General features: G+C 59.1%; 8 protein-coding genes. 2 read left to right on the top strand and 6 right to left on the bottom strand.

The genetic code is table 11. From position 1 onward, the window contains the following. The first annotated feature begins 190 nt into the window (after positions 1–190). Positions 191–4,183: a serine/threonine-protein kinase gene (locus R3C19_16315; protein MEZ6061910.1), complete on the top strand. Its 3,993-nt coding sequence runs from the start codon at positions 191–193 to the stop codon at positions 4,181–4,183. Between the two features lie 67 nt (positions 4,184–4,250). Here R3C19_16315 and R3C19_16310 read toward each other — a convergent pair whose 3' ends face one another. Further along, positions 4,251–5,903 (bottom strand): formylmethanofuran dehydrogenase subunit A, encoded by a 1,653-nt coding sequence (locus R3C19_16310; GenBank protein ID MEZ6061909.1) that lies wholly within the window; start codon positions 5,901–5,903, stop codon positions 4,251–4,253. A 532-nt stretch (positions 5,904–6,435) separates the two neighbouring features. Here R3C19_16310 and R3C19_16305 point away from each other — a divergent pair. Beyond that, complete coding sequence (locus R3C19_16305; protein ID MEZ6061908.1) at positions 6,436–7,602, top strand: 3-oxoacyl-[acyl-carrier-protein] synthase III C-terminal domain-containing protein; 1,167 nt, start codon at positions 6,436–6,438, stop codon at positions 7,600–7,602. Positions 7,603–7,990: 388 nt separating this feature from the next. Here R3C19_16305 and R3C19_16300 read toward each other — a convergent pair whose 3' ends face one another. The 5 genes from R3C19_16300 to R3C19_16280 form a co-directional block, all read right to left on the bottom strand. Beyond that, entirely contained in the window at positions 7,991–8,551 is a 561-nt protein-coding gene (locus R3C19_16300) for a hypothetical protein (protein MEZ6061907.1), read from the bottom strand. A 148-nt stretch (positions 8,552–8,699) separates the two neighbouring features. Then, positions 8,700–10,124 (bottom strand): type I glutamate--ammonia ligase, encoded by a 1,425-nt coding sequence (gene glnA, locus R3C19_16295; protein MEZ6061906.1) that lies wholly within the window; start codon positions 10,122–10,124, stop codon positions 8,700–8,702. A gap of 497 nt (positions 10,125–10,621) precedes the next feature. After that, entirely contained in the window at positions 10,622–10,795 is a 174-nt protein-coding gene (locus R3C19_16290) for a hypothetical protein (protein ID MEZ6061905.1), read from the bottom strand. A gap of 43 nt (positions 10,796–10,838) precedes the next feature. Next, positions 10,839–12,251: a tetratricopeptide repeat protein gene (locus tag R3C19_16285; GenBank protein ID MEZ6061904.1), complete on the bottom strand. Its 1,413-nt coding sequence runs from the start codon at positions 12,249–12,251 to the stop codon at positions 10,839–10,841. Then, positions 12,248–13,966, bottom strand: coding sequence for a CRTAC1 family protein (locus R3C19_16280; protein MEZ6061903.1), 1,719 nt, complete (start codon positions 13,964–13,966; stop codon positions 12,248–12,250). The genes R3C19_16285 and R3C19_16280 overlap by 4 nt, the downstream gene beginning before the upstream one ends. Positions 13,967–14,001: the final 35 nt, after the last annotated feature.

Raw genomic sequence — 14,001 nt, 5'->3', positions numbered from 1 at the left:
GTCACCACCCGTTGCAGATTTGTCTGCCATACCGACGTGACTGGCAGCTGCAGCATCCCCCTGGATTCCCCAATGAATCCGGAAATGATCGAAGTGCCCGGCTTGCAGGAACAACCCTACGGCGTCATGTTGTTACCGACACGGGATTCGATAATGAGCTTATGTGAGGGTCACACGGGGATTCCCTGAGATGACAAGCGAGTCGCATTCATGGTCGCGGATTGATGCCGTCTGCGACGAATTCGAGCTGGCGTGGCAGAACGGTTCGGCTCCGGTGGTTCCGGAATGGCTGGACCTCGTCGACGCCGAACTTCGATCGGCTCTGCTGTCTGAACTGATCCGCATCGATCTTGAATACCGCATGCGCGCGGGACAGACAGAACTCTCGCTGGCGGAATACGTTCAGAGTCTTGGTATCGACCTCTCTGGCATCAGCAGGATGCGGTCGTCATTTCGAAAGGCATCCCGAGCGACAGATGACGCCGCCTTCCCGTCGACGATCGCGCAGGTGCTTCCGAGTCTCACGCTGGCGGCCAGGGGGCCGTCACCCGCGCTTCCGGATCGATTTGGAAACTACGAGATCATCCAGGTTCTTGGCGGAGGCGGCATGGGAATTGTCTACAAGGCACGGCAACTCAGCCCGGATCGCTTTGTGGCACTCAAAACGCTGCCACTGCTGAAGGCATCAGATCCGCAGGCTCTGGCGCGCTTCGAAGCGGAGATCGCGGCGATCGGCCGACTGAATCATCCGGGAATCGTCACCGTCTTCGAAGCAGGAAACGCCGATGGCCTGCCCTATTTTTCAATGTCACTCGTCGACGGAAAACCGCTGAGTACACACCTGCGGAATGAGCCGATGAGTTCGCGAGCAACGGGCGAATTGGCTCTGCAACTGGCCGACGCTCTTCGTTACGCCCACAGCGAAGGCATTGTTCATCGCGACATCAAGCCGGGCAACGTGTTGATCGACGGAGCGGGACGACCGCTGCTCAGCGACTTCGGTCTGGCAAAGTGCCTGGAAAGCGGTGATCCGCTGACGGAATCGGGTCTTGTCCTGGGCACAGCGGCCTATATGCCACCGGAGCAGGCATCGGGGATTGCTGAATCGGCGACACCGGCGGCTGACATCTATTCCGTGGGAGCCACCATTTACCATTGCCTGACAGGACGACCGCCATTTCAGGCAGCGAAGCCGGTGGAGGTGTTTCGACAGGTCCTGGAATCGGACCCGGTTTCCCCGCGACTCGTCAATCCGGACGTGGACATCGACCTGGAGACGATCTGTCTGAAATGCCTGGACAAGAATCCTGGCAGGCGATTTGCGACTGCTGCGGAACTCAGGGCCGAGCTGCAGCGCTATCTGAATGGAGAGCCAATTCTGTCACGGCGGCTGGGTTTCGCTGGTCGGTGCGTTCGGTACGGCAGACGTCATCCGACAACGATTGCTGCTTTCGTACTTGCCGTTTGCCTGCTCGTACTGGTCAGTGCCGGCATCCCGCTCTTGTTTCTGATGCAGGCCGAACGCGATGCCGCCGTTGTGCAGGCCGATATTCAGCGATACTTCAGTCTCGACAATGAGGCTCGCCGCAAGAGCAGCGAAAAGCCGCCCGGCTGGACCTGGGAAGTTCTGGACCTGTTACGTTCAGCCGCTGAACTGGATGTCGACGGAAAGGACCCGGTTCAGATTCGCTCGCACATTGCCACCGCCCTGATTACTCCCGACGTGCGTCTCAGGAAGATACTGCCCATTGACTCACAGCTCGGCGGGTTGGCATGCACGAGGGACGGGCGATTTGTTGCTATGGCGGAAATCCGGGGCCGTCCGATCTGCCGCGTCCATGTCGTGGAGATTGTTCGTCAGGGAGACGGGGATATTGCGATTGCTCCCTGGTTCACGTGCGATTTTGATACGACTCCGGCATCGTCCAACCGTCCAGACGGTTTCCGAAGTGTCTGCCTGTCGCCAGATGGCAATCGAGTCGCTGCAGGCACCCGAAACGGCGAACTGCTGGAATGGACGCGTTCCGATGACGGCACGGCAGTTCTGAATTGCCACATTTCAATCGGTGAACGTAAGCAGGGCATTACTCAAGTTTCCTATTCGATGAACGGGGAGCGAATCTATTTTCTAGAGGGCGATGACCTGAGGTTCTGCGAACTGCATCCGACGACGCGGCAGGTCAATACTCTGTACCCGGCCAGACTCCACGACTTTATTGTTCGGCCTGATGGGAGCGTGCTTCTCGGAGACAATTACGGTCTGAATTTCTTCGACACAACCCTAATTGGAAAACAGCTCTGGGACCTGCTGCCGAACGGATTATCGAAGAACCGGACCATGCGACTTTGGGATTCCAGCGACTCATCGATTCTGACCGCGTGGGTCGAGGATCCCGAGGAACTGCACACAGACTCACCGAGTGCCAGTCACAATTGGATTTTCGACGCGTCGACCGGATTTCCCGGAATTCCACTTCCTTCCATTGGGCTTTCCAACGACGGTGGAACGCCGCCATACGGCTTCGATTTCGCGCAAAGTATTGTTGCAGGTGGTATTCATTCCGCCAGCGATGTTCCGGGGGCCATACGAGAAGGAGGAATCGGAATTGGTATTTGGGACGCCCTGGCCGGAACCCCGCAATGCACTTATTCGTTCAGTCAGGCAGACAACCCTCTCGTGACAGTGCTCGCCCGTTCGAGCCTCGCACTCACGACCGGACACTCTGAAGCCAGACTCCTGGAACTCAGGACGGCATCAGCCCTGGCGGATCAGTCGATTTCCGCAGGAAACGTCGCATTCAGGGTGGTGGCCCCTGGTGGTTTGCCTGTCTCTGCGTTCGCAATCAGTGACACGGGCAACCGACTGGCCACCATGGAATACGCCGTCCGCACCGGCCGCGTACGGTTGATTGACTGCAACACGGGAAAACAGATTCTCCAGTGGCTGTTGCTCGGAGATCACGGGTCGTGGAGAGCACCGCATTTCGATACATCGGGATTGGCTGTCAATTCGGATCTGTCTGTGTCAGTGGCTATTGATGAACCAGGGACTCTGTTTTCGCTGACGTCCGATGGTCTCGCACCGATCCCGGGAGTGGCGAGTGAGTTCATTCCGCTGGCTATGACATCGGAATCCAAACGCAGTCATTCGTATGAAGCAGCACCGCTGGCGGATTTCAATCAGAACTTTGCGCTTATGAGACCCTATGTAACGGCAAAGTTCCTGGACTGCCCGCATCCACAGAACGAGAAGCTGATCGTCAGAATTCGATCGGGTCCGGAAGAAGTCGAACAGGAATTCAGGCCTTATCCTGCGGAGGTCGGAGCCGACACCTGGTATGTCTGTGACTTTTCTCCGCTCGAAACCGAAAACGTCCAGCGGCACGGTGTGACCGTTGAAATCACTCCGCAGGTCAGCGATCTCGCCACGGTAGAATCACGTACGAAAGGCCCAAAGATCTTCATTGGACAAGTGGGGCTCGTCCCCGTTCGGCCGAGAACGCAGGCGGACTATTTCGCCGGACCTGTGACCAGGACTCCTGACGGCTCCGTCGTGGGGATCGACGACGAGGTTCGAATGCTGCGATGGGAATCGCTGGATGCAGCACCTATTTTCGAATGGACGGATCCGATCAACGATCACACCAGTATCCGGGCGATCGCTGCCGGCGGCGGAAGACTCCTGTTCGGTAATCGCTGGGGGCACGTGGGACTGCTTGAGCCGGACAACACGGTCCGATTCGTCAACCGAGTCAGCAACGTCGATCAAACTGCGCCGACGGGCGAGGATATCGACTGCGTCGCCATCTCAGGTTCGGAGGATCGGGGCGTGGTGACGAACCGCAGCGGCGAAACGATCCTGTACAGTCTGGAACGTGGCCAGGAACGCGAGATCGGCCGCTTCCAGATTCACGCAGGCCGCACGACCGCGCTCGCACTGAGTTCGGACGGCAGTCTGATGGCATCCGCGTCGGCAGCCGGAGAACTGAAACTGTCGGCATGGCACGAGGATTTACCGAACCTGCTGTGTGAAATACAACTCCCCGGAAACCCGGCCGCCGACATGAAGTTCGCCCCAGACGACTCAAGATTATTTGTCAGGTGCGATCGAGAACGGGGAGTGCGAATTGTCGAAATCAATGCGCTGCGGCAGGTGTTTCGTCAATACGGTGTCGACTGGTAGGGCAGCGCGTTGTGGCCGTGCCAGACCGGAACACAGTGATGGTCAACTTTGGCCGGGGCAACGTCGATCACATGCGGTGGCTGTCGCATGCCGGTGTACAGTCGCGAACTTCCGCGTGGTCGATGCGTTCCATTTCCACCGGGTAGTTGTCGAACGACATCGTGTAGCAGTCTTCGAACAGTGGACGGAGGAAGTCAGCGGTTGACGGGTCGAAGGATGGCAGCACCATGAATTCGCGGCCGTGTGGTGTTTCGCGAATGTCGCCGTCTTCGATCACCAGTTCTCCGCCCTTGAAGACGTATCGGGGATGACCAAACATCTCCACGACGTCGGCTTCTTCTTCATAGATCACGATATCGGCGTCGCAGCCGATGCCCAGGCTGCCTTTGCGATCAAGCCCGAGTGCTCTGGCAGGACCGGCCGACATGGCGGTCGCGATTTCGTACAGCGTGTATTCGCGATCGATCTCCGGCAGCGTGATGCGGCCCTTGATGCGGTCCGGAAGTTTTGCGACGCATTCCCGGCGGAAGTCGGCACACATCAGCAGCTGAATGATTTCCGGATAGCGCCAGAAGCAGCCGCCGTTGGGATGATCGGTTGACAAGAAGACCTGCCACGGGTCTTTAATCAGCAGCAGCAGTTCCAGCCCGCTGGCCCACTGGACGGCGTTGACCAGGTTGCTCGGTCGATACGTGTACGGCACGATTCCGCAGCCGGTTTCGTTTTCGACGTCCAGATTTCCCCACTTGCGGCCGGTCAGCTTATACAGCAGGTGCTGCCACGGGCCGTCGGCGGTGATGGTGACCGTGTCTCCGAACAGAACGGCTCCCGCGTCCGTAGTGATGTGAGGATGCTGATTGAAGTAGTCGGCAAGCTGAGCGGTTTCGGAACGCATGGTATCCCAGCCGTCGCCGCCGTAGGCATGGTACTGTGAATGGGCGACGTGAGCTCGATGACCTTCCAGATGTTTCAGCGTGTCGATCGTTGTTGAGATATTCCCGGGAGCCCCCAGGTTGTTGCAGTGCAGGTGCATCGGATGCGGCAGACCCAGGTCATGGCAGATCCGCGCAAGCTGCGTGATGATGTTGCCGGGAGTCAGCCGGCTGTAGCCTTCAATCGAGTCAGTCAGTTGCTTTGCGTCGCGGCCCCATTTCCATGACGTCACGCCACCCGGATTGACAGCCTTGATGCCGTACGATTTCGCCGCCGTCAGATACCACGCGACGACGTTCTTTGCTCGCTCGTATTCACCGTCTTCCAGCAGGTTCAGCACAATTTCGTTGTTGGCCATCAGCGTCAGCGACGCCTTGTCGACGATCGGGATGTCGTTCAGTTCTTCGTGAGTATGCCGCGCGGACAGCACTGGCACGGCGGCTTCGTTGACCGTGGTCCAGCCCATGCCTGCGTACAGATACCCGGTGGCGAACGTCGTGGGTGCCATTCCTCCCAAACCGGAGCGTCGCGTTTTGGTGCGAATAAAAGCCTGCGTGCGTCGGTGATCTTCCGGCGTCATCGCTCGGGCGAAATTCATGGCTCCGCCGGCCACGTGAGTATGCACATCGACGCCGCCCGGAAAGATGATCATGCCGGAAGCGTCGATCGTTCGTCCGCCGTCGATCGATTCGACGAAGCGACCGCTGTTGTCGACACACAGGTCTTTGATCTGGCCATCAATTCCATTGGCCGGGTCGTAGATTCTTCCGCCGGTGATTCGAAGCATGGTGTCCTGGTTTTTCCTCGAGCAATGAATGTTTGCGCAGTGGTAGTGTATCAGGCCAGGCGTCCTCCGGCAGTGAGGTGAACAGGCAATCGTCCGTGAAGTGGCGGCAGGCAATGCTCACCGGATCGGCGCGACGGCGGAGCATTCCTTTCGACAACGACTGCAGGCCACTCGACGAATAATCCGTCGCGACAGCGGAACCGGTCGCCGCGCCTGAAGTCGTCAGAATCGCGTGCCGCAGGTTCTTCGCGAACTTGTGGAACGAGCAGTCATCGGACAAAGTTCCTGTCAATGGCGCAGACCCGAATCGAATGCTTCCGGTTTCGCGAATGCGGTGAACCAGGGATCATCCCCCCGGACGACCCGCCGCACGGATTTCTCAAGCGGTATTCGTGAAAGCCAGGCGAAATTCGTGTTAAACTCCCGCAGCGGTTCTGCAGAATGCCCGCGTCGCGTGTGGAACTGAAAACAGAATCATCGGAAACGCCTGCACGACGAAGGCAGGCTGGTTCGAACAGACAGGACGTTATTCGTGAAATCGCAGCACCTTTCCGGTCGTGCCGACATCGGCCTGTCCACGATTGTCGACGTGTTTGACCGGAGCGAACTGTTCGAGGAGCTGAACAATCAACAGGTGCTGCGGCTGTCGCAACTTGGCGGAAATGACGGTTTTGCGAGCACAAAGAACATTCTGCGCTCAACGGGAATCGCAACGCGGCGGCTGCTGGCTCCGGGAGTCTCCCCGGCCGATCTGGCGGCGGCGGTCTGTACCCGCCTGGAAGAACAAAGCGGCCGCCGGCTGAGGGATTTCACATCCGTCCTGCTGTGCCACTCCCACACGGATCCGCTGGCCTGCGAACATCTGGCCGCGGAACTGACAAAACGGTTCGCTCTGCCCGCCAATCTGATTTCGCCGGCCAATCACGGCTGTGCCGGTTTCTTGAGAATGCTGCGAGACGCCGGACTGCTGCTGGAAAATTCCAGTCCCGATTCCGCTGTAGCACTGGTGTCCGTGGAGGTTCCCGAAACCTGGCACGATGCCGCCGATCGATTGTTTTGCGGAATCGTTTCCGCCGGCGCAACCGCTGCCGTCGCTGAACACTGTGGCGAACTCAGAACATGCCTGCCGGTTTCTCAGGTTCGGACCGATGACTTTCACCTTCCGCCCGAACGCCGCGCGAATTCACTGCCGCTGTTCCACAGGGACACGACGGATGTGTTCAGCTTTCGAGGTCAAAAATGCCGCCGAACCGTGATGCGCATGAATCCGGAACCCGTGTTTCTGCACGGCATCGAACTGATGCTGGACAATCTGCGGTCAGCGCTGCTGTCCATTGAGCGACTGCCCGGTCAGCGCATCGTCGCCGTGCCGCATCAACCCAGCGGAAAACTGTTGAAAGCTTTGATCGCCGCAGCCGCCAGGGAGTTCCCGGAGGTCGAGTTTCTGAACAACCTGGAACGCTACGGCAACACGATTTCGTCTTCTGTGCCCACCATTCTGTCACGGTTCGATGAGGTGCTGGCGACCAACGGCTGCCTTCCGCTGAACGATGGAGATCATGTGATTCTGCTGGCCGCCGGAATCTGCATGGCTCAGCCGTCGGACCACATGACGGCCGGTCACGCCTGCCTGCGCTGGATGCCGACCCGCGCCCGAATCGCGACTCGGGAACGCCCGAGCGGTGTCGCCGCAAAATGAGGCAGCGCCGTTACGGCAGTCTGTGCCCGCCGATGAATGAAAAACAGCCGCCAGGCGACGCAGCCGTCCTTAGTATGGCGGCTGGAATATTCGACGGCTGAGAAACGGTCCGACCTCCCGACAGAAGCCTCGCTCTCCCGGACATGCGCCCTCCGCGGGTACCACATCTTCGCAGAAGTTGTGCGGCGCAGCCGTCGGAAAGCGTCTTGAGACGTGCTGCGATCATCGTCGGTTGTTTTGCGCAACCATCGGAAGGCCGAGGCTTCTGCCGAGCCGCGCGTCCCTAAGGTCGTCCGATTCGGCAGCGGCTCTGCGGCAGCGTCGCCCTTCCGACGGCCTCCCGCGGTTCCTGGCCGGTACCCTCCACCGGCGATTGACTTTTGGAGCGCTAAATCTCGTAGGGTTCTTCCTTGTCGGCATCACCGCCGAAGGCTTTGCGAAGTGCTTCGGCCTGGGCTTCGACCGTCTTTTTCGGACCGGTCAGTTTCAGGAAATAATTGCCCTTGCCTTCGACTTCGATAATAACGGCCAGCATCGCGTAGCCGGGTGTGGGTACTGTCTTTCGCAGAACCGGTGGACCGTCCGGCTTCTGATAGGTTCCGGTGACATTGGCCATGTGATAACTGCGTCCCTCGACCTCGCCCATCGTCAGCGTGGATTCGCGGCCTTCGCTGGAAAACTGGCTGATCCACCGCGACAGGTTGTCAGCGACGCTGCCTCCCATCTGACCGAACACCGCCAGTTCTCCGGCTTCCCTGTCACCTTCAGCGGCCGGAATTTTGTAAGTGGCCAGTCGCAGACGGCTGCTGCTTTCCTGTTTCTCCCAGGATTCCGGCAGCCGAAGCTTCAGTCCTTCCAGGTCAACGTCAACCAGCTTCGCATCGTCGGCGAGTGCTGCCGTGACGGAACTCAGAAGAAGCACACTGCAGACAAGACAACGGAATTTCATGGGAATGCTTTCCAGGTGAATGACGAATGGTAATTCGCTTCGTGTTTGCGGACAGCGGACGTCCGGTGCCGGGCATTGTTCGCTTCGGCCGTCAGCAATTCAAGCCGTCCGCGGCGCCGAACCGTCGTCGCGTTGACTGACAGGCTCGCTAACAGTCGTAGTACATGGCAAATTCGAAGGGATGCGGCCGCTGCCGGAGCGGTTCCACTTCGTCGGACCGCTTGTGCGAAATCCAGGTGTCGATCACGTCAGGAGTAAACACATCGCCGTGCAGCAGAAAGTCGTGGTCCTGATGCAGAGCCAGCAGCGCGTGTTCCAGCGATTCGGGAGTGCGGGGAACGTTCTGTTGTTCTTCGGGAGCCAGATCGTACAGGTCCTTGTCGAGCGGCTTGCCGGGGCTCATCCGGTTCTGAATTCCGTCGATCATTGCCATCAGGATCGCTGACATCGCCAGATAGGGATTGCACGAAGAATCGGGACAGCGAAACTCAAACCGCCGCCGTGATTCGTCGCCGGAGTTCACCGGAATTCGAATCGCCGCCGAACGATTGCGATAGCTGTACGACAGATTGACGGGTGCTTCGAATCCCGGCAGCAGACGCTTATAGCTGTTGGTTGTGGGACAGCAGAAGGCCAGCAGCGCCGGAGCGTGTCGCAGAATCCCGCCGATGGCGTGCATCGCGGTGTCGCTCAGTCCTCCGTAGCCCGGCCCGGCAAACAGCGCCGAGTCATCCTTCCACAGCGACACATGCATGTGCAGTCCGGAACCGTTGTCGCTGAACAGCGGCTTGGGCATGAACGTCGCCGACTTGCCGTGCTTCGCGGCGACATTGCGTACCAGATACTTCAGCCGGATCAGCCGGTCGGCCGTCTTCAGCAGCGTGTCGCAGCGGATATCGACCTCGCACTGCCCGCCGGAGGCGACTTCGTGATGCTGCCCTTCGACTCGGATGCCGCTGTCTTCCAGCGCCAGCATGATCTCCGTGCGCAACTGCTGCAGCGTGTCAACCGGCGGCATCGGAAGATAGCCTTCCCGATATCGAATCTGATGACCTCCGGGACCGTCGCCGCCGCGACCCCGATTCCATTCGCCTTCGACGCTGTCGACGTGGTAGTACGCTTCGTGCTGGTTCTGGTCGAAGCGAACATCGTCAAACACGAAGAATTCCGCTTCGGGGCCGAAGCAGGCTTTGTCGGCAATCCCCGTCGACAACAGGAAGTTTTCCGCGTTGCGGGCGATGTTGCGCGGATCGCGCCCGTACGGCTGATGCGTTACGGGATCCTTCACGTTGCACAGAATTGCCATCGTCGACGTCATGAACGGATCGACGAACGCCGTCTGTGAATCCGGGATGACCAGCATGTCGCTTTCGTGAATCGCCTGCCAGCCTCGCATTGACGAACCATCGAAGCCGAAGCCGTTCTCGAAGCTGTCTTCCGAAAGTTGATCGGCGGGAATCGTGAAGTGCCGCTGATATCCGCGCAGATCCGTGAACCGAAGATCCAGAGCACGGACTTCCTTCTGGCGACACAGGGCAATGACTTCTCGCGGGGACAGGTTGGTTGTCGTCATGGATCTCGGGTGTGCTGGTCAGTTCAGTGAATCCGCGACGATGAACCGCCGCGCTGAATGGTTACGGATGGCCAGCGCTGACAAATCGGAAGGACGAATTCCGGAATGCCGAATCGAAATCGCTGGCCGCCGTTTCTCACCTGTCGCCGCGCGAAGTGTAGTTTCGCCGCGGAAAAAGGTCACGCATCCGCACTGCGCGTGACCCGAACCCGACCGTCGCACATGTTTCCCTCGCCAGCGAAGCCGTTCGATGGGGAAAACGTCAGATCGTTCGACTCGTGGCCGAATGTCAGGCTTGGCACAGACCGGCACAGCCTGGCCGGCTGCCACGGTCAAAGGAACGAATGGCAGGCCCGTTTCTGTGAACGGACCTGACACTTTCACAACAGGCAACGATGCTCGCGCTGCGTTGTCACCGCGCGGCGGGCACCGGGGGGAATCCAGAAATTCCGCCGGTGCCCGGTTGCTGGCTACAGTCACTCAACCGACGAAAATGCCTACTTCTTGTACATCTTCCGCATGTCGTCGATCTGAGTTTCCATGTGTTGTTGTTCCTCCGGCGTGAGCGTCGGAGTGGATTCGGGCGGAGCTTCTTCCGGCACAGCGCCGCCGCATCCGGCGAACGTCAGCAGAGTCAGACAGCACCAGACAGAACAGAAAAAACGCTTCATCGTTGTTCCTTTCAGGTAACAGCAAAAGTCGTGATAAGGTGATCTAAGGTTTCGCACTTGTCGCCGGCGAGGGACCTCCGCTGACGGAGCGTTCTTCGCCGGTTTGATGTCGAAGCAGCCGCTGATGAAGTTCTTCCCACGCGGAAGCTTCACGCGACTTGCCGAATTCCCGGTACAGGTCGCCGACATCGCCAGCCACGCCGGGATCGTTCAGATTTCGGAGTCTCTCCCGCAAGTCCTGGGCACGTTCTTCGGTCAGCGCCTGTGTCGTAAGATAATTGACTCGAGTCTGAATTTCCTGGGCTTCGTCCGCTCGTCCCACTTTTCTCAGGCATTCTGAGAGCCTCATCATCAGCCCCCAGTCGAACTTTCCGGCCGCCATTTGCAGGCATTTTTCGTAGGACTTGATGGCTGCCGCGGCATCGTCGGCCACGGTCTGCTGAAACAGGCCTTCGCTGCGCCAGTAGAGATAGCCTTCATGCGGCTGCGGGAACTTTCGGAAACAGTCTTCCGCTTTTTCAAATTCGCCCAGATCGACAAGTGCTTCCAGCAGCACCGAAACGAAGAAGGCATCGTGCATCGCGGCCGACAGGTCAGGAGCCTCCTTCAAAAGTTCCAGCGACGATGTGGGCACGCCGTTTTCCAGGTAGTAAGCCGCCAGAGCGGCGTGCAGGACGACGGCTTCCGGTTCGCTTTCCCGCAATCGCACCAGCAGGTTGACGGAGGCGGGGATCTTACCAATCTTCTGAGCGCCGAAAATCGAATAGAAGTTGTCGTTGCCGGTCTCCGGATAGAACTCCGAAAGAAACCAGTCACGAAGCAGCACGGGATGCTGAGATTCGTCGGCAACTTCGAAAGCCTGCCAGAAGTAATCGCCTGCCAGTTCATGGCGTCCCGTCAGGTCCAGCAGCTTCCACATCAGGACATTAGCGTCGAACGAACGGGGATCCAGCGCCAGAGCTTCCTGAAGTTCGCGCTCCGCCTGTCCGGGCTTCTTCAGGACCAGAAATGACAGCCGGGCAATCTGCAGCTTTGCGGTGGCGATGTCCTGCGGTGAGCCATCGACCCGCCGCAGGTGCTCAATCGCCTGAGGGATCGCTTCTGTGGGACGTGTACCCTTTTCCTTAACCAGAGCCTCCGCCATCAGCAACCGAGCCTGAGAACTGTTCGGGTGAAGTTCCAGGTATCGGGCCAGGTGCTGCCTGGCTTCTTCCCAGCGCCGCCGACCCGCCGCTTCGCGCGCTCGATCGAAGCCCCATTCACGGGACGTGTACCATTGAGCGGCGAAGACTGCGGGCACCAGCACGATCGCCGCAATCAACCACCATCGACGCCAGATCCGCGGACTTCGGCCCGCGCGGGGCTCCGCCGACGCTGGCGGTGTCGTCTGCCGATCCTGATTTTGATCCGAAGCCCCGCTCATCTGCCGGCATTTGTTGAAAACGTCGTACGTCACTTCGCGGCGCCGCGAATGACGGATTGATCGGAAACCGGCTGCGAACGTGCTTCGCGCAGGCGCCAGTAACGATTCCTCTGGAGCCCGGTATAGCCGGTCGTTTCACCGCCGGGCCACATGATATCAATGTCAACGGGCCCGTCATAATCGCCGAGCCCCACAACGATTCGCGGATCGCCGGACGACAGATAACTTCCTCCGGCGACGATTGGCACCAGACGGCGCAAAGACCCGGCCGTGATGGTCACCTGAGCGCCGACCGGATAGACGCGATTCTTCGGCATCAGGTCAATTCCGATGAAATTGCGATGGCCCGCTGTTTCGTTGTGGAGAACAGCCAGCGTTCGATCCAGATGATTGATCGCCAGGTCAACTCGGCCGTCATCATCATAGTCGCCGCTGCCGACTCCGCGGCCGATGCAGAGTTCGTGGAAATAACCGCCGACGCGGTCGGAGATGTCATCGAACCGGCCGTGGCCGTCATTTTGCAGCAGTTGCGGCTTCATTTCATTCGGCTGGTGCAGCGGTCCAAGGACATGCCCGTTGGCGATGAACAGGTCTTCGTCGCCGTCAAGATCCGCGTCGAAGGCCGCCGTACCGAATCCGAGTGAATCGAAACTTGTGGCCGCGATTCGCGACCGGTAGCTGGCATCTTCGAACAGCAGTGATCCCAGGTTGCGATACAGCGTATTCTTGTGATGAAAGTAGTGGGTCAGAAAGATGTCGACCTGTCCGTCGTTGTCGAAATCCGCACAGGCGACGCCCATGCTGGCTTCGTTGCGGCCGTCGCTGCTGACCGCGCACCCGGCGGCATCGGCCACGTTGTGAAAGTTCGGGTCGCCGTCAGCCGCAGGACCGTCCGACGTCAGCAGAAAGTTGGGCATCATGTCGTTGGCGACATAAACCTCCGGACGCCGGTCGGAATTGAAGTCGCAGACGGCAACCGCAAGTCCCTTCGCAAACTTCGAGTCGGGCATTTCGCGACCGGGTGACGGAGTGAACCGACCGTCGCCCTGATTCAAATAGAGTACGTCGGCGACGCCGTCCCATTGTCCCGGTCCGCAGTACCCCGGAATTCCGCCGTACGTACAGACCTGGTGATTCGATGGCGTGAGATTCACGTAGTTGACAACGTACAGGTCCGGCAGGTCGTCGGCGTTGGCATCGAACCAGACGACGCTGGTTGACCAGGCTTCGCAGCCCGTTTCTGACTGCTGCGTGATGTCACGAAATGTGCCGTCACCGTTGTTCGCAAGCAACGTGTTTCGGCCGTAGTTCGCCAGATACAGGTCCGGAAACCCGTCGGCGTTGAAATCGCCAACAGCGCATCCCTGGCCGAAACGATTGTCAGCGGAACCTGATTCGGCGGCGATTTCCGTGAATGAGCCGCTGCCATCGCTGCGGAACATTCGGTTGACGTGGTCCGTCTGCGCGGGAAGAGTCTCCCACAGCGTACATCCGTCTGTCGCATACAGATCCATGTCCAGATCACCGTCAAAGTCGAACCAGGCGACTCCGCCGCCCATGACTTCCGGCAGAAAGTAGCGCTCCGGGATGGTGTCATTGAACCGCTGAAAGCCGATGCCAACTTCTGACGCGGTGTCGCGGAATTCCGGAATCACGGCTGCCTGAACGGAAGGCTCGTCGCGTGGCGTTCCGACTTCCAGCAGATCGCTGAGTTCGTTCGAAGCGCCGCCGGATTCTTCATTCTCCAATTCAGCAACGCCGGCGGCGGGCGAAGGCGAAGATT

It is taken from the genome of Planctomycetaceae bacterium (genome assembly GCA_041398785.1).
In the GTDB taxonomy this organism is placed as follows: domain Bacteria; phylum Planctomycetota; class Planctomycetia; order Planctomycetales; family Planctomycetaceae; genus JAWKUA01.
The sequence above is the reverse complement of the archived record's forward strand: the minus strand, read 5'-3'. Positions and strand labels throughout refer to the sequence as shown.

Bases quoted from the DNA above. Each gene is read 5' to 3' on its own strand.
- glnA (MEZ6061906.1), bottom strand. From the start codon at position 10,124: ATGACGACAACCAACCTGTCCCCGCGAGAAGTCATTGCCCTGTGTCGC.
- R3C19_16290 (MEZ6061905.1), bottom strand. From the start codon at position 10,795: ATGAAGCGTTTTTTCTGTTCTGTCTGGTGCTGTCTGACTCTGCTGACG.
- R3C19_16310 (MEZ6061909.1), bottom strand. From the start codon at position 5,903: ATGCTTCGAATCACCGGCGGAAGAATCTACGACCCGGCCAATGGAATT.
- R3C19_16300 (MEZ6061907.1), bottom strand. From the start codon at position 8,551: ATGAAATTCCGTTGTCTTGTCTGCAGTGTGCTTCTTCTGAGTTCCGTC.
- R3C19_16315 (MEZ6061910.1), top strand. From the start codon at position 191: ATGACAAGCGAGTCGCATTCATGGTCGCGGATTGATGCCGTCTGCGAC.